The following is a 19,477-nucleotide window of genomic DNA, read 5'->3' on the forward strand; positions in this document are numbered from 1 at the left end:
CTCGCTGTCGCCGCACGACATCAAGACGGGCCAGCCGATCGGGGGATCGAAGATGCTGACGAGCAGCGTGGAGTTGAAGGCGCCCGTGCCGTTGCCGGGAGGCGGCAGCAAGCTGAGCGCGTTCACTTTCCTCGACGGCGGCAATGCGTGGGGCGCCCAGGGCGCGAGCATTGGATCGAACGGCATGCGCTACAGCTACGGCATGGGTTTCGCGTGGAGCTCGCCGGTCGGCGCACTCAAGGGTAGCGCCGGATTCCCGATTGGCCGGCACGCGCTCGACTGGTACCAGCCATTGCAGATGCAGTTCGAAACGGTGTTTTAGGTGTGCTTCTGTTTCCTTTCGGCAGTCACGAATGCAAGGGGCCGCCGCCGATCGAAGCGGCGATTCTCGCGTCGTGCCATGAGCCGTTTGGGCTCGTGGGCGTGGAATCGGTGATGTTGGGCGCGCCTGTGATTCTCGCGCCCAACATCCTGACGAGCCAATACCGTGCCCCGAGGCCGCGTGCACAATGTCCTTCGAACAGAAGCACATCGCCTACTGCACAGTAATGGTCGCCTTCATATACGGATGGATGCCGCAGAACACCTTGTACACGCCCGGCTTGTCGAACGTGTACTGATACGTGTCGTTCTGGTCGAGCGCGGCGGAGTGGAATATGCCGGCATCGTTGACGACCGTATGCGGTTCGCCGTCCATGTTTTTCCAGGTCACCGTCGTGCCGGCCTTCACCGTGATGGCCATGGGCGAGAACATGAAATCCTTGATCACGATCTGATTGGGCTCCTGGGCTTGTGCGGCAGGCAAGCCGGCGGCCAATGCCGCGAGGAGCATCCCGCTCCCGCAGGAGACGATGAACGCGCGACGAAAGTCAGTGAATAGCATGGTCTGGATCCTTGTTGAACGGGCGCGATGGGACATCAGGCGAGGGTCGTGTCGGAAAGCGTCGCCGCGAGCGGATGGCGCGAGATCTTGATGCTGGTTACGCCAAGCATCTTCGGCAACTGGTCGCTTGCCACCGTCAGCGGCCCGGGTCCTGGGCCATTGCCGGCCGTCGGCTGCGGATAGGCGGTGGAGCGCGCCGTGTGGAACGTGATATTGCCTTCCACCTTGGAAACGATCTGATGAATATGTCCGTTCAGGACAGTGACCGAGCCGAACCGCTTCAGATAGTCCATCGCCTGGCCTGCATCGCCGGTGCCCCAACCCCAGGGTTCGTAAATCGTCCACATCGGCATGTGCGTAAAGACCACGACCGGCGTGCTGGACGTTCGCCCCTTGAGATCGTTTTCCAGCCACGCTAGCTGGTCCTCGCCCAGATTTCCCAGCCCGTTCGGCTTGAAATGCATGACGTTGACGAGCCCGACGAAGTGCACGCCATTGTGGTCGAAGCTGTAATAGCCCCGGTTGTCGGACGCCTGGCCGAAGCGCTTGAAGTATTCGCCTTGTGGCCCGTCGGTCACGTCGTGCTCGCCGGGCACGGTGTGCAACTCGGTGATGCTCAGCCCGGACAGCAATTGAGCTGCGAGATCGAACTCTTCCGGTTTGGAAAGGTGCGTGATATCGCCCGTGTGAATCGCCAGCGCCGGCTTGACCGGCATGGCGTTGACGTAATCAATCGTCTGCTTGAGCGTGCCCGCTACATCGGGATTCGCTTCCTTGTTGAATCCGATATGCGAGTCGCTGATCTGCAGGAAGAGCGGCACGCCGGAAGCCGCCGACTTCTCCTGGCTACCCGCGGCAAGGGCAAGCTCCATCGGCGTGAGGACGCCGCCGGCCAGCACGAACAGGGTGCCTGCGCCACCATAGGCGAGGCATTTCAAGGCGCTGCGGCGCGACGGTTGGGAAGGAAGGTCTGACGACATGATGTCCTCTCGGCTGGGTTCGGGAAGCCGGTGGCCGGTTCGATCCGGAGCGCTTCCGGGGCGGGTTTCACGTGCAATACCGCGGAGGGTCCAGTTTTATTCCCGCTCGTGCATCGCATTTCATTCGTCTTTCGCGTGTCTCGCCGGGTCTGGGAATAACCGGCGCGCGCTCGAGGTATGGCAGGCATGGCACACGAATTGGGTGATCGACATGGACATCATCGACATGGCCCGCGCGTCGGGATTGACCGTGATCCTCGACGGCAGGATTGGCCGCCAGGAATACCAGAGCGTTTGCGGCTCGATATCGGCGTTGCAACGATTCGCAGATTCGCTGCGCCAGAGCGCGGCGAATCGGAATGACTACGTCGCGTATCGGTCGTCGGCGGGCGGCGCGTTTGGTCGCTTACGCCGGCGCATCGGCAAACTTGCGAGGATGACGGGCGCCTTGGCGGCGCCTGCCCGGCACATGTCGCGCGTCAGTCATCGGAGTTCGAAGTGAGAGGCTTCGGTGGGACATCCGCCGCAGAGGCGAAGTGAGAAATACGGTGCAAACGGTTCTGCGCCGTTTTCAGCTCGTGTCGGGCGTAGTGATGCTGACGTATCTCTTTCTGCATCTGATCAATCACGCGCTGGGGATCTGGTCGCTCGACCTCGCGGGGCACGGTCTCGTGCTCGCGTTGCGGCTTTGGCGCAGCGCGCCTGGCACCGTCGCGCTGTATGGCGCCGCGTCTGTGCATTTTGGGTTGGCGCTGCACACGATCTACGCGCGGCGCCACTGGGCGCTGCCTGCCGCCGAATGGCTGCGCCTCTGGGCGGGGCTCAGCTTGCCGATGCTGCTCATCCGCCATGCGGTGTCGACGCGGCTTGCGTCTTCGCTCTACGGCTTCCAGCCCGACTACGAGCGCGTCATCGTCGTGCTGCTCACGAGCGGCACGCAGGGGCTGCAACTTGCGCTGCTGGCGCCCGGCTGGATACACGGATGCCTTGGACTATGGTTCCGGTTGCGCCACTATGCGTGGGCGCGCCGAATGAAGCACGCGTTGCTGGCGCTCGTCGTACTATTGCCGCTGCTGTCCGCCGTGGGTTTCCTGCGAATGATGCGGGCCGTGGAGGGGAAGAGTCGCACGCTTGCGCCGGTCGATCCAACGCTCGTGGCCCATCAGCTGGCCCTCGATGCCTGGCGTCATCATCTCGTCACCCTGTATCTGGCCCTGGTCGCCAGTGCGTGGATTCTGGGCCAGTTGCGCAACAGCGTTGAACGTCGAAGGCTGAGGAGAAACCTGTTGAGTTCGTGACACGCCGCGAGCGCTCAGGCGGCTCGCGGCCCACGTCGATTATCGAATCGCAGTCCTGATGAAATGGCGATGTGGGCGACGCTGTCACCGTGTGCGGGAAGGTTCCGCCGTTACCCGGGCCGCTTCACTTCGTGAAGCGTCGGCGGATCAACTGGCGCAGCGACAGTGCGTGCACCAGGATCGAACTCGGCACCACGAAAGCAGGGGTCAGCACGTAAGGATAAGTGCCGGCGCCAATGCTCTGGACATTCGGAACGATCAACTGGAACCGGCCGGGCGCGGTGATCATCCCCAACGTGACCGCGATAGCGAAATCGGCGAGGCCCAGGATGTTCCACACGAGTGCCGCCTTTCGCCCCTGAACTGTCCCGCTCGCCACGGCGAGCGCCGCCGGCACGGCGAACAGGCCCGTCAGCACGTCGCCAATTCCCGCCGGCAACGCGAAGACGCCGGGCAAAGCGCCATGCAGCCAGGCCGCGAGCGCCCAACTGCCGAATACCCGGTAAAACTGAAGCGCGACGAGCCAGCTCGCGGGCATCGCGTCGAGCACCTGTCCCACCCGGCTCGACAACAGCAGCATCGGCGCGCCGACTAGCACCGGCAGGAAGATCGCCAATGGCAGCATCGGCGCCGGCGGAGGCGGGTCGCTCAGGCGAAAGACGCCGTGGATCGCCGCGCTCCAGACGATTGCGAACCAAAGTGTGTAGGGGATCATGATCGCAAGCCAGGTCGCGCGCCGTTGGAGCGGCGTCAGCTCCGTGCCTGCAAGGCCGAGCCACAAACCGACCGCGATGAATCCGTGGGCAATCAGCTGGTGCGCCGTGGTCTGGAAGCCGCTATCCGGAATGACCGGCAGCCAGTAGATCAATGCAATCCAAAGAAATGTTGGCGGGACGACCCAAAGCAGGCTGCGCCAGGGGGTGCGCGGCGGAACGAGACCGGTGGAGACAGCGGCGGTAGTCATGATCGGTTCTCCATATTGAATCCGGGGCACGATGGACAAAGCCTCGAATATCGCAGTGGGGGCACCGGGTCTTCGAGGTGCCGCCTCGTCTGCAGGCGTAGGTGTACCATGGCCTCTCGCGAGCGACTATTCATCGCAATGTGGACAGGCTATGAAGCAGAACTTCACAGTCAGACAGGGCGCGCTCGATGGCGTGGAGGCGTTCCTGAGCGTGGCCGAGCATCGCAGTTTTCGCCGGGCGGCTGTGGAACTCGGGGTGACGCCGTCGGCCGTGAGTCAGGCGGTGCGTGTGCTGGAGGCGCGCATTGGTGCCGCGCTCTTCTTGCGCACCACGCGTAGTGTCGGTTTGACGGAAGCCGGCGAGCGGTTTCTTTCGCGCGCAAAGCCAGCGTTCGACGAGCTAGTTGCCGCGAGCGAGGTCGCGCGCGGACTCGGCCAGCGGCCCGCCGGACTATTGCGCCTTTCAGTGCCGCGCGCAGTGGTGCCCATCCTGCTGGAACCGTTGATTGCTTCCTTCTGCAAGGCCTGGCCTGAAGTCGAAGTGGAAATCTCGACAAGCAAGGAACTGGTCGATCTCGCCGCCGAAGGGTTCGACGCCGGCATCCGGCTGGGGCAGTTCATCGCCCCGGACATGGTTGCGGTGCCGTTGACGCCACCGTTTCGTCTCGTCGTCGTGGGTAGTCCTGAGTATTTCTCTAGCCGCGGCGCTCCCATGGCATTGGACGATCTGCGCCAGCACGCGTGTTTGCGATGGCGGTTGTCCAGCGGGGCGATCGCGCCGTGGTCATTCGACGACGACGGCCGCGCGATCGAGATCGTCGTCTCGGGTCCTTTCATCGCCCATGATTTTCCCACCCTGCTGGGTGCGGCAGCCGAAGGTATCGGCCTTGCCCAGCTACCCGAGCCGCTGGCCGCGCAAGGGCTGAGAGCGGAAAAGCTGGTGCACGTGCTGGAGCCCTTCGCGCCGGTGATGCCGGGCGTGTTTCTCTTCTATCCGGACCGTCGGCAGGTCTTGCCGAAGCTGCGTGCGTTCATCGACCATGTGAAGGAGCATTCGCCGGGTCGCGGCGCTATGCGCGTGCAACCTGATCGCAGGCTTGCAGGGCGGGGGAAAAAAAGTTGATGGTCGCTTGCGTGCGGCCTTCATCGACCGCATGTTGATGCGTTTTTTACTTGCCATTTTACGCACGAGGCCAATACAATGCGCCCCGTCACAGTGAAAGGAGTCCTCCGTGGACGCATGTTCTGGTAGTGGAAGTTCGATGCCGGCCAGCGCCGGCAGCAAGTCCGCGAGATAGCCGCCACAGGTTCACTCCTTCGCCGCTAACTCGCACACGCCGGGTTAGCGCGCTTCGTTACTGACGGGTTCTCCTCGTCAGTCTCCCCGTAGCACGCTCCCTCTTTTTGAATACCACTTGCAAGCTTGCTTGCAGGAATGGTCGCGCTTTCGCAACTCGTCCGCGTTCCAGGCGGGCAACGCGGAGGGATGATGTTCGTCTGCCTTTTTTCTCGCTTCACGCCGCGCATGGCGCGGCATACCTGCGTGCACGCACGGGTGATGCTTGCCGCCGCAGGCCTTTGCTGCCTTCATGTCCTGGCTCTTGCATTCGCCGTGCGCGCACCGGTTGCGCCGCGGGCGTGCAACGCGGCACGCGCCGGCGCTGCAAGCGGGGCGCTGTACTTCGTTCGTCGCGCGGCGCGCGTGGCCGTACGCTGCGCCTGGCGCACCGTGCACGCCAGCCATCCTCTCACGCCAACCGGTTACGGCTTGCTCGCCGCAACCTCGGCGGCGGCTGTTGCGCTCACGCTGGTTTGCGCGCTCTCTGCACGCGACCCGGAGCGTCCTTTACGGCCGCACCTCCGGTTTGCATGAAGCACGACGCCGGACACAGTTTCATCAAGTTACGCAGGCACGCTCTGCGATAAATGGCGGATACTTCCGTTCCTTACTAGAGCCATACAAACTATGGAAAATATCCTCACCAGCAAACTGCTCGGTTCCGGTGGCCCCATTGCGCTGAGCGCGGCGCTTGCACTTGGCATCACGCCTGCCGCGTTTGCACAAAGTAGCGGCGACGCCGAGCCCGCGGCACCGGCGCCGCAAACCGGCGCCCCGGCGGCGGATGCGGGCACGCAGGCGCCCAGGGGCTTCTGGGAGCGCTCGAACCTGCTTGGCGAAATGGGTGGCGTGCGGCCCTGGCTCGGGCAGTATGGTGTGACGTTCGGCCTGCAGGAAACGAGCGAGTACATGGGCAATGTGTCGGGCGGCACGCGTACCGGTGGCGCTTATCAGGGCGTCACGCAGTTTGGCCTCGGCATGGACACGCAAAAGGCGTTCGGTTTGCCGGGCGGCACCTTCAACGTGTCCGGCTTCCAGATTCACGGCACGAGCCTGACCGCCCGGAACCTGCAAACGTTGCAAGCGGCAAGCGGCATCGAAGCCGATGCATCGACCCGGCTGTGGGAGTTGTGGTACCAGCAGGCATTCTTTGGCGGCAAGGCCGACGTGAAAATCGGTCAACAGAGCCTCGACCAGGAGTTCATGGTCAGCCAGTACGCAGGCGCATTCATGAATGCGACGTTCGGCTGGTCGGTCTTGCCGTCGGTCGATCTGCCCGCGGGCGGCCCTGCGTATCCGCTTTCGTCGCTCGGCGTGCGCGTGCGCGCCACACCCACGGATGCGATCACCGTGCTCGGTGGCGTATTCGACGGGAATCCCGCGCCGGGCGAGGGCGATCCGCAGAAGCTCAACGCGAGCGGCACGAATTTCGCGCTGGGCAATGGCACGATGATCATCGGCGAAATCCAGTACGCCATCAATCAGGTGTCGGGAAATGATTCGGCATCCAAACCAAGTGGGCTGCCGGGGACCTACAAGCTCGGCTTCTGGTACAACAGCAACCGCTTCGCCGACCCGGCGGCGGGCATCCCCGGCGCGAATGTCCCGTCGACGCATCAGGGCAACTACAGCATCTACGCTGTGGCCGATCAAATGGTGTGGCGGCCGAGCGCCGATAGCCCGCAGTCGGTGGGCGTGTTCGCGCGCGTGATGGGTGCGCCCGGCGACCGCAACGTGGTCGACCTCGGAGTCAACGCGGGCGTGACGCTCAAGGCGCCATTCAAGGGGCGCGACAACGACGTGGTGGGTCTCGCGGTTGGCTACGCGCACATCGGTTCGCACGCGCAAGACTTCGCGAGCGCGCAGGCGGCCTCCACGGCGGGCTATCCGTCGCGCAGCGCCGAGACCGTTCTCGAAGCAACGTACCAGTACCAGGTCGCGCCGTGGTGGCAGTTGCAGGCCGACTTCCAGTACTTCTTCAGGCCCGCCGGCGGCATTCCGGACCCGCAGAATCCATCGCAACGCATTGGCGACGAGGCTGTGCTGGGCTTGCGCACGACGATCGAGTTCTAACGTCAGGCTATTCTGTTACACGGCGGCGTAATTGCACTCTTGACGATGACGTTCAGGCGTCGCCGATGCCCGGCTAACACATGAACCTTATGTCTGCCTTATCGGGCAGGCAAGAATAGAAATATGAATTGCCGGAAGCACATGTTTTGGAGACCTATCCATTTCATGCGCCCCGGTCCTACCGCCTGGTGCGGGTTCATCGGCACGTCTGACGTCATGTATCCGCTCGACTACTGCCGCCTCGATCTTTGCCGCGCGCTTTTGCCAGGCCGAGATTTCAGCCCACCGATTGCGCCGATTCCGAATTTTCGGCGCAGCCTATTGGGGTGTGATGGATCAATGGCGACAAAATTGCATATAAATCAAACGGTTATTGGTTTCTCCGCACTGCGGGCGCGTGCTGGCACGGCTGCTGCTTTATAGACACGCGCGACGGCCTTCAGGCTGTCGCCCTTTTAGAACAGGCCCCCGGCGACAGTCCGGCCGCGAAAACGAAGGAGACATCCCGTGCAGAACAGTGCATCCTCAACCACCACCGTCCCCTCACCGGCGCTACTCGAGCCGAACTCCACCACGCGCAACCGCTTCTGGCCCGAGGGCTGGTGGAAGCTGATGGAAATTCGCATCGGCATTATTCCGCTGCCGATCTATGTGATCCTCTTCGCGCTGATCGTCGGCTTCGCGGTTAGTGGCAAGGTGCCCGGCGAGATCTCGATGGCGATCGCCGTGCTCGCGTTCTTCGGCTTCACGTGCGCCGAGCTCGGCAAGCGTCTGCCGCTTCTGCGCAACATCGGCGCGGCTGCGATCCTCGCGACCTTCGTGCCTTCGGCGCTCACGTACTACCACGTGCTGCCAAAGCCTATCCTGCACCTCACGGTCGAGTTCACGAAGCAGACGAACTTCCTCTATCTGTTCATCGCGTCGATCATCGTCGGCAGCATTCTCAGCATGGACCGGCGCGTGCTGATCCAGGGCTTCCTGAAGATCTTCATCCCGCTCGCGGCCGGCACCGTCGCCGCGACGATCGTCGGCACCGCGGTGGGCGCCGCGCTCGGCCTCGGCGTGCAACATACGCTGCTCTATATCGTCGTGCCGATCATGGCGGGCGGCGTGGGCGAAGGCGCGATTCCGCTGTCCGTCGGCTACTCCGAAATCATGCACGTCGCGCAGGGCGACCTGTTCGCGCAGGTGTTGCCGCCCGTCATGCTCGGCAGCCTGATGGCGATCATCCTCTCAGGCATGCTCGACATGCTCGGCAAACGCTACCCGCATCTGACCGGCAACGGCCGCCTGCAAGCCGGCGAGACTGACGAAAGCGACGCAACCGGCGAAAGCGGCGAAAGCGGCAAAGCGGCAGCGTCGAACGAGGTAATTCGCGGGCAAGTCGACGTTGGCCACATCGCCGCAGCCGGCATTACCGCGATCACGCTGTACCTGATCGGCCTGATGGCGAACAAGCTGTTCGGCTTGCCCGCGCCTGTCGCCATGCTGTTCCTCGCCGTGCTCGTGAAGCTTGCGCGCGCGGTGTCGCCGCCGCTGCAGGAAGGCGCGTTCGTCGTCTATCGGTTCTTCTCGACCGCGGTCACCTATCCGCTGCTGTTCGCGATCGGCGTCGCGATGACGCCGTGGGACAAGCTCATGGCCGCGTTCACGCTCGTCAACGTCGTGACGATCGCCGCGACCGTGATGACGCTGATGGGCACCGGCTTCGTGGTTGGCCGCCTGATGAAGATGTACCCTATCGACACCGCAATCGTGAACGCGTGCCACAGCGGCCAGGGCGGCACCGGCGACGTCGCAATCCTGAGCGCCGCGAACCGCATGCAGCTGATGCCGTTCGCGCAGATCGCCACGCGCATCGGCGGCGCGATCGTCGTCACCCTGACGCTGATCCTGCTCGCGCATTTCGGCGCATGAGGCGTGCTTGCACGCGTTCTCTCGATGGCGGCGCCGGGGCATCCGGCGCGGGGTACGCGGGCATCGCATCGCCCGCTGGTGATCCATCGAAGAGGGCAAACGTGCACAAGCGCTACAAGGGAATCGCGTGGTGGGGATGGGCGGCCGCGGCCGCGCTGTATGTCGGGGCCAGCACCGCCGCGATCGAGTTCGCATGGGACCGCGCGATCGGTGCGCTCGCCGATGTCGGCGCTCACCGGCTCGACCTCTACGCCTCCAGCCTGACCAGCGAACTCGGGCGCTTCGAGATGGTGCCGGCGCTCGTCGCGAGGCAGGACAGCGTGCGCGCGTTGCTCAAAGCGTCGCCTGACGAAGCGCCCGGTTTGACGCGCGCGGTCAATCGCTATCTCGAGGCCGTCAACCTTGACGTCGGCAGCGGCGCCGTCGACGTGATCGATGCGCACGGCTCGGTGATAGCCGCGAGCAACTGGAACCAGCAGGTCAGCTTCGTCGGCACCAACGTGTCGTACCGCCCGTACTTCCAGGACGCGCTCGCGCAGGGCAGGGGCCGCTTCTTCGGAATCGGCACGAACACCGGCGTTCCCGGACTGTACTTTGCGAACGCGGTGCATGAGGGCGGCACGGCCGACGACAAGGCCGACGACAAGGCGATCGGCGCGGTGGCCGTCAAGGTCAGCGTCGACGCGCTGGAAACCGCGTGGCGCACGCCCGGCGAGGCGGCGATCGTCGTCGACAGCAACGGTGTGATCGTGATCTCGACGGTGCCCGAATGGAAATTCAACGCCATGCGTGCGATGACCGCGCAGCAGCAGAGCGCCATCCAGGCGTCGCGGCAGTACGCGGGCCGCACCGTCGAGGCGCTGCACTTTCGACGAGTCGGCGAATGGAATGACGCCGCGTGGCTGGGCACCTTCCCCGACCCGCGCCGCGCCGGCCGCACCACCCGCTATCTCGTGATGTCGCGCCCAGCGCCACAGGGCCACGACACGATCATGGTGCTGCTCGATACGACCGGCGCACGGCGGCAGCAGCGCCTTGCGTTCGCGTTCGTGACGGGTGTCTTCCTGATTGCCGTGCTGTATGCGCTGTACGCGCTCCAGCGCCGCCGCACGATCGCGGAGAAGCTCAACGCGCAGGAGGCGCTGCGCCGTGCGAACGACCAGCTCGAAACGACCGTCGCGCAGCGCACCGCCGCGTTGACCGACGCGAACGACCGCATGCAGCGCGAGATCGCCGAGCGCGAGCGCACCGAGCAGCGCTTGCGCGCGACGCAGCAGGAAGTCGTGCACGCAGGCAAGCTCGCGGTGATCGGCCAGATGGCGGCCGGCCTCACGCATGAGATCAACCAGCCACTCGTGGCGATCCGCACGCTTTGCGACAATGCGCGCACGTTCTTCGAGCGCAACCAGCCCGCGCAGGCGCTGGCGAATCTCGAACGCGTGGGTCGCCTCGTCGACAGCATGGCTGTGCTGACCGGCGAGTTGAAGGCGTTCGCGCGCAAGCCGGAGGTGGAGCGTGTTGCGGTTTCGCTTGGCGAGGCCGTTGCGCACGCGCGGTTCATCTACGAATCGCGTATTCGCGACGAAGCGGTGCGGCTCGACGTGCGGATTCCGCCCGGCACCACCGTCTATGCGGAATCGAGCCAGTTGCAGCAGGTGATCGTCAACCTGCTTGGCAACGCGCTGGACGCCGTTCGGGACGCAGGCACGCGCGCCGTCACGATCGAGGCGGATGCGCCCGATGCGCACGATCGCGTGCGCTTCACGATCGCGGACAGCGGCCCGGGGATCGCGCCGGAGGTGCTCGCACATCTGTTCGAGCCGTTCGTCACGACGAAGCCGCGTGGACAAGGCCTGGGGCTGGGGCTCGCGATCACGTCGCGCATCGTGGAAGGATTTGGCGCGCGGATTGCCGCGGTCAACGGCGACGAGGGCGGGGCTCGCTTCACGATCGAATTCATGGCGGCAGCGCCACAAAGGACAGAGCATGGAAGATGAAGTTCGGGTGCTGGTTGTTGAGGATGACGAAAATGTCCGGCTCGGCGTCGAGCAGGCTGTCGCGCTGGCCGGCTTTCCGGTGAGCGCGTACGCATCGGCGGCCGATGCGCTCGTCGAAGTCGTGCCGGGCGCGCCGATCGTGATCGTGTCGGATGTGAGGATGCCGGGTATCGACGGGCTGCAATTGCTGGACCGCGTGCTGGCGATCGATGCGCGCATTCCCGTGCTGCTCATCAGCGGCCATGCGGACATTTCGACGGCCGTCGGTGCGATGCGTGTGGGGGCCTACGATTTCATCGAGAAGCCGTTTTCGTCCGAAGTGATTGCGGGGCGCGTGGCGCGCGCGGTCGAGAAACGCCGGCTCACGCTCGAGATCGACGGTCTGCGCGCGTCGCTGCGCAACGGGCAAGGCATCGAGGCGCTGGTGCTCGGGAAGTCGCCGGCGATGGCGGAGGTGCGCAAGAAGATTCTGCGGCTCGCGGATACTTCCGTGTCGGTCCTCATCACTGGTGAAACCGGCACGGGCAAGGAGCTGATCGCACGCAGCCTGCACGACTTCAGCGGCCGGCGCGACGCGCATTTCGTTGCGCTGAACTGCGGGGGCTTGCCCGAACAGGTGTTCGAGAGCGAGCTGTTCGGCCACGAGGCGGGCGCGTTCACGGGCGCGATCAAGAAGCGCGTCGGCAAGATCGAGTGGGCAAATGGCGGCACGCTCTTTCTCGACGAGATCGAAACGATGCCGATGGCGCTGCAGATCAAGATGCTGCGCGTGTTGCAGGAGCGTGTGCTCGAGCGGCTTGGCGCGAACGAGCTGATTCCGGTCGATTGCCGGATCGTCGCCGCATCGAAAACGGACCTCGCCGAGCTGGCGGCCGACGGGCGCTTTCGCGCGGACCTGCTGTACCGCCTGAACGTCGCGCAGATCGAGCTGCCGCCGCTACGCGAGCGGCGCGAGGACGTGCCGTTGCTGTTCGAGCACTTCGTGCTCGCGGCCGCGCGCCGCTTCGGTGCGCAGCCGCCTGTCGTGACCGCCGGGCAGCTCTCCGAGCTGATGACACACGCGTGGCCCGGCAACGTGCGCGAACTGCAGAATGTCGCGGACCGCTTCGTGCTCGGGCTCACGGGGGAGAGCCTGCTTAGCGCGGGCCCAGGCATCACGAAAAACGGCACGCTAGCGGAGCAGCTTGCGTACTTCGAACGGTTGCTGATCGAGGGCGCGTTGCAGCGCCATCACGGTAACGTGGCGGACGCGAGCATCGAACTCGGGACGCCCAGGAAGACCCTCTATCACAAGCTGCGCCTGTTGAAGATCGCCGCGCGCGACTCGCAGGGCGAAGACAGGGACGTGTGAGATTCGCTGCGGAAAACGAACTGCCTGTCGACGAAAGCGCGTTGCCGCCACGGGACCCACCTAAAGTTCGCGTGGCCATTGCCGAAATACCAGACATGGCGCGCAAACAACCCCACTATCCCGACAAGCATCCCATCTGGGCGGAGGCACGTGCACTCGAGGCCAGCATTCGCGCAATCCGGAGGGCGCAGGGCAAGAAGAACCCCGAAGACTTTCCGGCCGGCAGCCCGGAGTGCACTGCCGCCATGAATGAGTTCGTGCGCGACGTCTGCCGCGTGCTGGACGTCGATCTCGACGCGCTGGACCCCGGCGCCGACGACCTTTGAAGCCGGCCATGCACGCCGGCGAACGCGCGACGGTTGATTGACCGTCGCTGCGCTGATTTTACGTTGACCTTACAACCACATTTGCGCGTTCCATTTGCGGGAATGCGCCTTGCGCGCCTCTGAACGATCGATGACGAGCCCAAGAGGTTGTGTGTGAAAGCGACGCTTACGCTTACCTTGACGTCCTGCTGCCTGGGCGCGGCGTTGCTGGCGATCGAGCCTGCACGTGCCGCCGATACGGCCCCTGACGCAGCGCCGCCGTGCGGCCGCCTCGTGGGGCCGAACGCCGGCGGCGGCACGGATGCCGGCTTCACGTTGCGTGACGGCGAAGCGGTGGATTTCGTCGCGGCAGGCCAGACGACGCACGGCAAGCTGCTAGTCTTCACCGACGGACCGCTGTTTCGCGCGTACTGGCAACCGCAGGGCAGCGAAGAAAAATACGCCCTCGCGAATGCGGGCTCAGCAAGCGTGCGCCTCGTCTCGACGCCCCCGCAAGGCACGCCTGCAGGTAACGGCAAACCGGGCATCACGACGCAGCCCTTGCAGGTGCTCTCCTGCCCGAAGCTTTGATCGCCGTAAGCGACTACCTTGTATCCCACCATGTGAACCGATCTTTCGTATCGCGCTGCGACCGACTAGTCTTTAACGATATCAAACGGACCGGCCCGTTATTGGCGCACGGGCGCCTGAACGCGAAGCCGGCTTCGAAGGAGACATGTATGGAGCTCGAAACACGCACTGTGACGCGCGTGACGGCAAGGCTCGTGCCGTTTCTGATCGTCTGCTACTTCGTGGCGTATCTCGATCGTGTGAACGTCGGCTTTGCTGCATTGCAGATGAACAAGGCGCTAGACCTTTCCGCGAGCGCGTTCGGCTTCGGCGCGGGCATCTTCTTCATTGCGTACTTCTTCTTCGAGGTGCCGTCGAACCTGCTGCTGGAGCGCTTCGGCGCGCGGCGGTGGATTGCGCGGATCATGTTCACGTGGGGCATCATCGCCGGCGCGATGGCGTTCATTCCGCACATCGCCCGCATGACCGGCATGTCGAACGCGCACGTATTCTTCACGTTACGCATTCTGCTCGGCATTGCCGAGGCCGGCTTCTTCCCCGGTATCATCTTCCTGCTCACGCTGTGGTTTCCGGCCAAATACCGCGCGCGCGTGGTGGGCTACTTCATGGCGGCCATTCCCCTTTCGACGGTGATCGGCGGGCCGATTTCCGGCGCGCTGCTCTCGCTCGACGGCAGAGGGGGGCTGGCGGGCTGGCAGTGGGTCTATCTGATCGAGGCGGCGCCCGCGCTCTTGCTCTCACTGGCCGTGCTGCTCTACCTGACCGACAAGCCCGCCGACGCAACCTGGCTCGCTGACGACGAACGCCGCTGGCTCGTCGAGCGGCAGGCGCAGGAGCGTCGGCATCGGGAAAGCGTGCGCACCTTCAGCGTGAAGGAGGCGCTCATCAATCCGCGTGTGCTGGCGGTGGCGCTGATCTATTTCGGTGCGAACGCAACCAATTACGGGTTGAGCTTCTTCCTGCCGCAGATCGTCAAGGCGTTCGGGCTCACGAATTTGCAGACCGGCTTTGTCACCGCGCTGCCATACGCGGTCGGCGTCGTTTCGATGGTGCTGTGGGGCCGGCACTCGGACCGCCGGCTCGAGCGCAAGCGCCACGTCGCCATTGCGCTCACCGTCGCGGCGGCTGGCATTGCCGCTGCGGCCGGACTCGATAATCCCGTGCTGAAGATGCTCGCGCTCTCCGTCGCGGGTTTTGGCATCTTTGGCTGCCTGCCGGTGATCTGGACGTTGCCGGCCGCGTTCCTCTCCGGCGCGGCGGCGGCTGGCGGCATTGCCGCCGTCAATTCGCTCGGCAATCTCGCGGGCTTTTTCGGCCCCTATGCGATGGGCTGGATCAAGGACAGCACGGGCGGCTTCGGCGCGGGCCTGCTCTGTCTCGCGGGGGCAGGGATAGTGGGCGCGGGTGCGGCGCTGCTTCTTCATCACGACCCGGCGCTCGAAACACTCGACGCATCCGCACATGCGGGAACGCAGGGTGAGGGCGGGGTCGTGAGGCCGTGAGCGAGCGATGGTTTCGATCGCTCTACGCGTGTTCTACGCGTTGCACGCAGGCGCGAGCGGACTGCCATCACGAAGGCGGTCTGCTCACTTCAATCGCGCCTTCAAGACCGTCGCCGCCTTTCGTTGCACTCGCTTCACTTGTGCCCATGACAGGGGCAATTCGATCAAGCGCCCGCGTGCGTTGAGCACCACGATGCGCGATTCGTGCTGGGTCTCGCGGTCCGCCCAGCGCACCTTGTAGTCGCCGTGCAGCGGCCGGAAATCGAAATCGCGTCCGTGCGCGTGTGCCCATTGCGCAATGTACTCGACCAGCAGGTTGCCGACCGAGTACACGCCGAACGCTTCGTCGTATGTCGTGATCAAATACTCGACGGCCCGCGCGCCGACGAGATTGACCGACGCCGCGACCGGTTGCCCATCGACCTGCACGCAAGCGACCAGCGGCGTGCTGGTCAGGTCGATTCGTCGCGCGAGGCCGATGAAGAAGTCGCGCACGTGGTCGTCCATCAGATAGCGCGATTCGATTCCGCGCTTCAGGGCCCATTGGCGTTTGTTTGCGAAAAGCCATGTGAGCACGCGTTCCGTTTCCGCGGCGCTGTCGCACCATCCGAAACTGACATCGCCTTCGCGACGCAGCCGCTTGATGCTCGAACGCAGGGCGGCACGCAGCGTCGAGTGCCGCGTTGCGAGGAAGTCGTCCCACGTGGGGTACGCGCGCAGTCCTATCGAGTATCCAGGCATCACGCGCCAGCGCGGCGGCAGCGATGCCTGCACCCACGACTGCCGTGCGGCGTCGAGCGCGCGCTGCAGGGCGCTGCCGTTTTCGAGCATCGGGATGTGGAGCACGTCGGCGTGAACTTGCATGATCGCCCGCAGCGCTGCTTCGTAGAGCTCGGCGCGCCGCGTGTCCGCGATGAGCGGGCCCCCGTATTCTTCGCCGCATCCACAGCCGAGCGATTGCGCGGTTCGCAATGCGCCGCTGCGTACGATCGCAACCGGCCAGAGCACCAAGGGCTCGTGCGCGTCATGCACCGTCGCGACTTCGATCCTCGCGCCACGCGCCAGCGCCGCTGCCACCGCCGCCTCGCAGTAGGCGAAGCTGATGAACGGAGCGTGCGATTCGGCCGAGGCCAAAAGCGCGCGCCATTGCGGCTCGAGGGCGCGGAACGCTTCGATGGTTTCGCAGGTTTGCCGTTCGTACCGGAAGGAAGCGGCCGGGGACGACGACTCGCACATCGCGGCCACAGTAGTCGTCACATGCGTCTCCTGAGTGGTTCGTCATCCTTACAAATTAGCCTTCGAGGGAAGCGCTGAGTAGGTCTTTTGTCGTAATACGGCGATTTCGGTCCGGGAACGCATCGGGGCGCGCCCCACGCACACTTTGCCAGATCACGACGCTCTCCTTGTCTTCCGGGCCGAAGCCGAGTTCCTCATGATCGTATGTAAACTCGCCTGCAAACCAGCGCGTCAAATAGCGGGAGTTGTCGAAGACTTCGCCGCACACCGGGTTGTCGTAGACGATGTACAGGTGCTGGATCGCACCGCTCGCCAGTTCCGCCTCGAGTTTCTCAAGCAGTGACCTCATCAGTTCGGCTCCGAACGGATTGTATAGGAACACGACAGCTTTGCCCGACGGCACCTGCAGATCGGAGACGTTGGCGTGCAGCGCGCGAATGGGCGGCCGCTGCGGAAAGTGCCGCGCCATCACGACCGCGTTCGCGTTCGCGATCCTCACGAGGTCTGCGCTGATGTCGTAGCCTAGCGCAAGGGCAAATGGATATTCGGAGGCGACGATCATCGGTCGGCCTTTTCCGCAACCGATGTCAACGAACGTATAGCCGGCGATATCGCCGAGCGTGTCGAGCGCGCGGCGGATGATGGTTGGCTGCGAGCCCATGTATGGCCTCAATTGACCAACGAGGGTTGCGTCGCGGTGCAGCGTCAAATGGTCGACGAGGCCGCTGGTATCGGTGCCGTATTGGAGGTCGATCGGGTGGCGGCGAAGGCAGCCCGAGTAGACAGCACGTAGCAGCGGCACGCGAATGCAGATGCGGCGTATTGGTGGCGTGAACATGACGCGCTGCACGCGGTCGGGCAACCTCGCGACGGCGTTCAGTAATGGTTGCTTCAGCGCACGTCTGAGCGCCATTCGCGGGCCGCCGTGTGTCGTTCGCATGGATTGGTGTGCCGTAAACGTTCCGGGGGGAAGGCTGATCCTGACACCATCATCGCGCGGCGAACTGAGGAACTGCCGCCATTCATCGGTTGTATTACGACAAAAGGGCGGGAGCGCATGGGATTGCGCTAATGTGCAGACCAATTCCTCATTTGATTTTCAATCGCTGTCAAAGTCTTTCGCTGTCTTCCCAAATGACTTTCGGATGGATTGCACTCCTCGATATTCTCCCGTATGTGCACGGCAATACTTTCGTGCCTTAATGAACGAATATCGCTTGCCTTTGCGCCTGCGATGTTTTGTGTCGCTGCATAACGTGTGGATGGACTTCTGGTCTTTGGTCTGCGCAATACCTAATTGGGAGAGTCTAGACGATGACCGCGAACGTTGACACCGAAGCGCGCCGCAAGCGCTACGCAATGCACCGTTTGAGCCTGGCAATGAAGCGGCTCATGAATGCCGAAGGCACAACGGAGAGAATGATGGCGAGGCGCTGGGTCAACGCCTGGAGCGGCGCCGTTGGCGAGCGGAGGTTTGCGCGGACTTCATATGGCAGACTCGCAGGCGCGGCAACGGTACGGCCGGAATTCTGGGGCCATGGTAGTGCGCCGTCGTAACGGATCACGACCACTAAAATGAAATAAAGCGCATATTTAATTGACCAAGGGTGGTGTGAAGCGATATTGTCTTAATTTAGACAATTCCACGCTTACCTTGGCTCTTGCAGAATACGAAACCACGCATCCCTTGAGTGTCGAACTGGATGGCGTGAACCACGCGGGTTCTTACCGCGTGATGGCGGGTAGCGTTATCGTCTACTTCGAAAACGAAATCAAGTTCGCTCCATATGGCGCGAATCGTCCCGAGATCGTCGCACGCTGGCTTCTGACCGATCTCTGCCGTAAAACCGAATCTCGCAAGCGCAAGGGCGGCAGGCGCTGAATATCTGCCGCCTTGCGTGGCGCTTTACGAGCGTTGCTTTTGGCTGGCCCTGGCGTTTTCCTGTTCTTGCCAGCCATGACCCGCCTGATTGCCAGTGCCTCGCTGTCGACGCACCTTCACGTGAGAGCGCTCGCGAACCCGACTGGCCTGCTACTGCCCGGCAATGGATTTGCGCACGACGTCATCACTTTTGTCGCCGTGCCATTGGCCCCGAATTTTCGCGAGTACCGTGGAGGGTAGCGGAATATAGTCGAGCGCCTCAATTGCTGACTCGTCGTGCGTGAGCGCCCAGTCGAAGAATTTCAGCGTTTCTTCGCTGCGCGCCGGCTTGTCCGGTGTGGCTTGCAGCAGTACATATGTCGCGCCCATCACGGGCCACGCGTCCTTGCCCGGCTGATTGGTCAGCAACTGGTAGAGCGAACTGGACCAGTCGGCATTCGCTGCCGCCGCGCTGAACGTGGGGAGGCCGGGTTCTACGACAGCGCCTGCCGCATTGGTCATGGCCGTGTAAGTCAGATGGTTCTGCTTCGTGAAGTCCCAGGCGACATAGCCGATTGCGCCGGGCAGGTAGCCGACGAATGTGGCGACGCCCTCGTTGCCCCTGCCACCAATCCCCAACGGCCAATGCACACTGGTACCTTCGCCCACCTTGCGTTTCCATTCGGGGCTGACCTGGCTCAGATAGTGCGTCCAGATCAGCGTAGTGCCCGAGCCATCCAGACGCCGCACGACGGCGATGGGGTTGTTGGGCATCTTGATCTTCGGATTCAACTTCGCAATGGCCGGGTCATCCCAGTACAGGATCTTGCCGAGGAAGATCTGGCCGAGCACCTCGCCAGTCAGCATCAACTGGCCGGCCTTGATGCCCGGGAGATTCACCACCGGCACTACGCCGCCAATGGCTGTCGGAAACTGCCGCAATTTTCCCTTGTCCAGTTGCGCATCGCTAAGAGGTGCATCGGACCCGGCGAAGTCGACCGTATGCGCCATGACCTGTTTGATGCCTTCCGAGGAGCCGATGCTTTTATAGGTCACTTTGCCACCGCCGGACTTCTGGTAGTCGACGGCCCAACGGGCGTAGAGGGGAGCAGCGAACGTGCTGCCCGCTCCGGTCACGTTTTCTGCGCGGGTCGTGATCGCGCAAACGCCGCAAATGAGA

General features: G+C 63.7%; 18 protein-coding genes and 1 pseudogene. 13 read left to right on the forward strand and 6 right to left on the reverse strand.

Annotation, left to right across the window (positions count from 1 at the left end):
* Both VMJ11_RS29730 and VMJ11_RS29735 read left to right on the forward strand, forming a co-directional pair.
* A partial coding sequence (locus VMJ11_RS29730) for a BamA/TamA family outer membrane protein (protein WP_325624375.1) occupies positions 1-322 on the forward strand: 322 nt, incomplete at its 5' end.
* A 2-nt stretch (positions 323-324) separates the two neighbouring features.
* Positions 325-471, forward strand: a pseudogene (locus tag VMJ11_RS29735) (glycosyl transferase family 1); the annotation flags it as partial.
* Between the two features lie 64 nt (positions 472-535).
* Here the strand turns inward: VMJ11_RS29735 and VMJ11_RS29740 are convergent.
* Both VMJ11_RS29740 and VMJ11_RS29745 read right to left on the reverse strand, forming a co-directional pair.
* Positions 536-832, reverse strand: a complete 297-nt coding sequence (locus VMJ11_RS29740) for a cupredoxin domain-containing protein (RefSeq protein WP_414694505.1) — start codon at positions 830-832, stop codon at positions 536-538.
* A gap of 86 nt (positions 833-918) precedes the next feature.
* On the reverse strand, positions 919-1,863 hold the full coding sequence (locus VMJ11_RS29745; protein WP_325624378.1) for a metallophosphoesterase family protein: 945 nt from the start codon (positions 1,861-1,863) through the stop codon (positions 919-921).
* A gap of 211 nt (positions 1,864-2,074) precedes the next feature.
* Here VMJ11_RS29745 and VMJ11_RS29750 point away from each other — a divergent pair, with 211 nt between their 5' ends.
* Together VMJ11_RS29750 and VMJ11_RS29755 are read left to right on the forward strand one after the other, a co-directional pair.
* The gene (locus tag VMJ11_RS29750; RefSeq protein WP_325624379.1) at positions 2,075-2,365 is read left to right on the forward strand and encodes a hypothetical protein; all 291 of its coding nucleotides are present in this window, start codon (positions 2,075-2,077) and stop codon (positions 2,363-2,365) included.
* Positions 2,366-2,411: 46 nt separating this feature from the next.
* The gene (locus VMJ11_RS29755; protein ID WP_325624381.1) at positions 2,412-3,161 is read left to right on the forward strand and encodes a hypothetical protein; all 750 of its coding nucleotides are present in this window, start codon (positions 2,412-2,414) and stop codon (positions 3,159-3,161) included.
* A gap of 124 nt (positions 3,162-3,285) precedes the next feature.
* Here the strand turns inward: VMJ11_RS29755 and VMJ11_RS29760 are convergent, their stop codons facing one another.
* Positions 3,286-4,155 (reverse strand): MFS transporter, encoded by an 870-nt coding sequence (locus VMJ11_RS29760; protein WP_325624395.1) that lies wholly within the window; start codon positions 4,153-4,155, stop codon positions 3,286-3,288.
* A gap of 121 nt (positions 4,156-4,276) precedes the next feature.
* Between VMJ11_RS29760 and VMJ11_RS29765 the strand changes: the two genes are divergently transcribed.
* The 8 genes from VMJ11_RS29765 (at position 4,277) to VMJ11_RS29800 (ending at position 15,200) form a co-directional block, all read left to right on the forward strand.
* On the forward strand, positions 4,277-5,248 hold the full coding sequence (locus VMJ11_RS29765) for a LysR family transcriptional regulator (RefSeq protein ID WP_325624382.1): 972 nt from the start codon (positions 4,277-4,279) through the stop codon (positions 5,246-5,248).
* Between the two features lie 843 nt (positions 5,249-6,091).
* Positions 6,092-7,537: a carbohydrate porin gene (locus VMJ11_RS29770; RefSeq protein ID WP_325624383.1), complete on the forward strand. Its 1,446-nt coding sequence runs from the start codon at positions 6,092-6,094 to the stop codon at positions 7,535-7,537.
* Positions 7,538-8,044: 507 nt separating this feature from the next.
* The gene (locus VMJ11_RS29775; protein ID WP_325624384.1) at positions 8,045-9,454 is read left to right on the forward strand and encodes a 2-hydroxycarboxylate transporter family protein; all 1,410 of its coding nucleotides are present in this window, start codon (positions 8,045-8,047) and stop codon (positions 9,452-9,454) included.
* A gap of 101 nt (positions 9,455-9,555) precedes the next feature.
* Positions 9,556-11,451, forward strand: coding sequence for an ATP-binding protein (locus VMJ11_RS29780; protein ID WP_325624385.1), 1,896 nt, complete (start codon positions 9,556-9,558; stop codon positions 11,449-11,451).
* Complete coding sequence (locus VMJ11_RS29785) at positions 11,441-12,802, forward strand: sigma-54 dependent transcriptional regulator (protein ID WP_325624386.1); 1,362 nt, start codon at positions 11,441-11,443, stop codon at positions 12,800-12,802. Before VMJ11_RS29780 ends, VMJ11_RS29785 begins: the two co-directional genes overlap by 11 nt.
* 95 nt (positions 12,803-12,897) lie before the next feature.
* Positions 12,898-13,128, forward strand: a complete 231-nt coding sequence (locus VMJ11_RS29790; RefSeq protein ID WP_325624388.1) for a hypothetical protein — start codon at positions 12,898-12,900, stop codon at positions 13,126-13,128.
* Positions 13,129-13,281: 153 nt separating this feature from the next.
* Positions 13,282-13,698, forward strand: a complete 417-nt coding sequence (locus VMJ11_RS29795; protein WP_414694502.1) for a hypothetical protein — start codon at positions 13,282-13,284, stop codon at positions 13,696-13,698.
* Positions 13,699-13,847: 149 nt separating this feature from the next.
* Positions 13,848-15,200, forward strand: a complete 1,353-nt coding sequence (locus VMJ11_RS29800; RefSeq protein WP_325624389.1) for an MFS transporter — start codon at positions 13,848-13,850, stop codon at positions 15,198-15,200.
* A gap of 84 nt (positions 15,201-15,284) precedes the next feature.
* Here VMJ11_RS29800 and VMJ11_RS29805 read toward each other — a convergent pair whose 3' ends face one another.
* Both VMJ11_RS29805 and VMJ11_RS29810 read right to left on the reverse strand, forming a co-directional pair.
* Positions 15,285-16,457, reverse strand: a complete 1,173-nt coding sequence (locus VMJ11_RS29805; protein WP_325624390.1) for a GNAT family N-acetyltransferase — start codon at positions 16,455-16,457, stop codon at positions 15,285-15,287.
* Positions 16,458-16,491: 34 nt separating this feature from the next.
* Entirely contained in the window at positions 16,492-17,298 is an 807-nt protein-coding gene (locus VMJ11_RS29810) for a class I SAM-dependent methyltransferase (RefSeq protein WP_325624391.1), read from the reverse strand.
* Positions 17,299-18,033: 735 nt separating this feature from the next.
* On the opposite strand from VMJ11_RS29810, the gene VMJ11_RS29815 reads away from it, so the two are divergent.
* On the forward strand, positions 18,034-18,318 hold the full coding sequence (locus tag VMJ11_RS29815) for a hypothetical protein (protein ID WP_325624393.1): 285 nt from the start codon (positions 18,034-18,036) through the stop codon (positions 18,316-18,318).
* Between the two features lie 150 nt (positions 18,319-18,468).
* Here the strand turns inward: VMJ11_RS29815 and pstS are convergent.
* The coding region (gene pstS / locus VMJ11_RS29820) for a phosphate ABC transporter substrate-binding protein PstS (protein WP_414694503.1) at positions 18,469-19,477 on the reverse strand (1,009 nt) is incomplete at its 5' end.

It is taken from the genome of Paraburkholderia sp. (genome assembly GCF_035501035.1).
Taxonomy (GTDB): Bacteria; Pseudomonadota; Gammaproteobacteria; order Burkholderiales; family Burkholderiaceae; genus Paraburkholderia.

Bases quoted from the DNA above. Each gene is read 5' to 3' on its own strand.
- VMJ11_RS29750 (WP_325624379.1), top strand. From the start codon at position 2,075: ATGGACATCATCGACATGGCCCGCGCGTCGGGATTGACCGTGATCCTC.
- VMJ11_RS29785 (WP_325624386.1), top strand. From the start codon at position 11,441: ATGGAAGATGAAGTTCGGGTGCTGGTTGTTGAGGATGACGAAAATGTC.
- VMJ11_RS29770 (WP_325624383.1), top strand. From the start codon at position 6,092: ATGGAAAATATCCTCACCAGCAAACTGCTCGGTTCCGGTGGCCCCATT.
- VMJ11_RS29790 (WP_325624388.1), top strand. From the start codon at position 12,898: ATGGCGCGCAAACAACCCCACTATCCCGACAAGCATCCCATCTGGGCG.
- VMJ11_RS29740 (WP_414694505.1), bottom strand. From the start codon at position 832: ATGCTCCTCGCGGCATTGGCCGCCGGCTTGCCTGCCGCACAAGCCCAG.
- VMJ11_RS29800 (WP_325624389.1), top strand. From the start codon at position 13,848: ATGGAGCTCGAAACACGCACTGTGACGCGCGTGACGGCAAGGCTCGTG.
- VMJ11_RS29745 (WP_325624378.1), bottom strand. From the start codon at position 1,863: ATGTCGTCAGACCTTCCTTCCCAACCGTCGCGCCGCAGCGCCTTGAAA.
- VMJ11_RS29765 (WP_325624382.1), top strand. From the start codon at position 4,277: ATGAAGCAGAACTTCACAGTCAGACAGGGCGCGCTCGATGGCGTGGAG.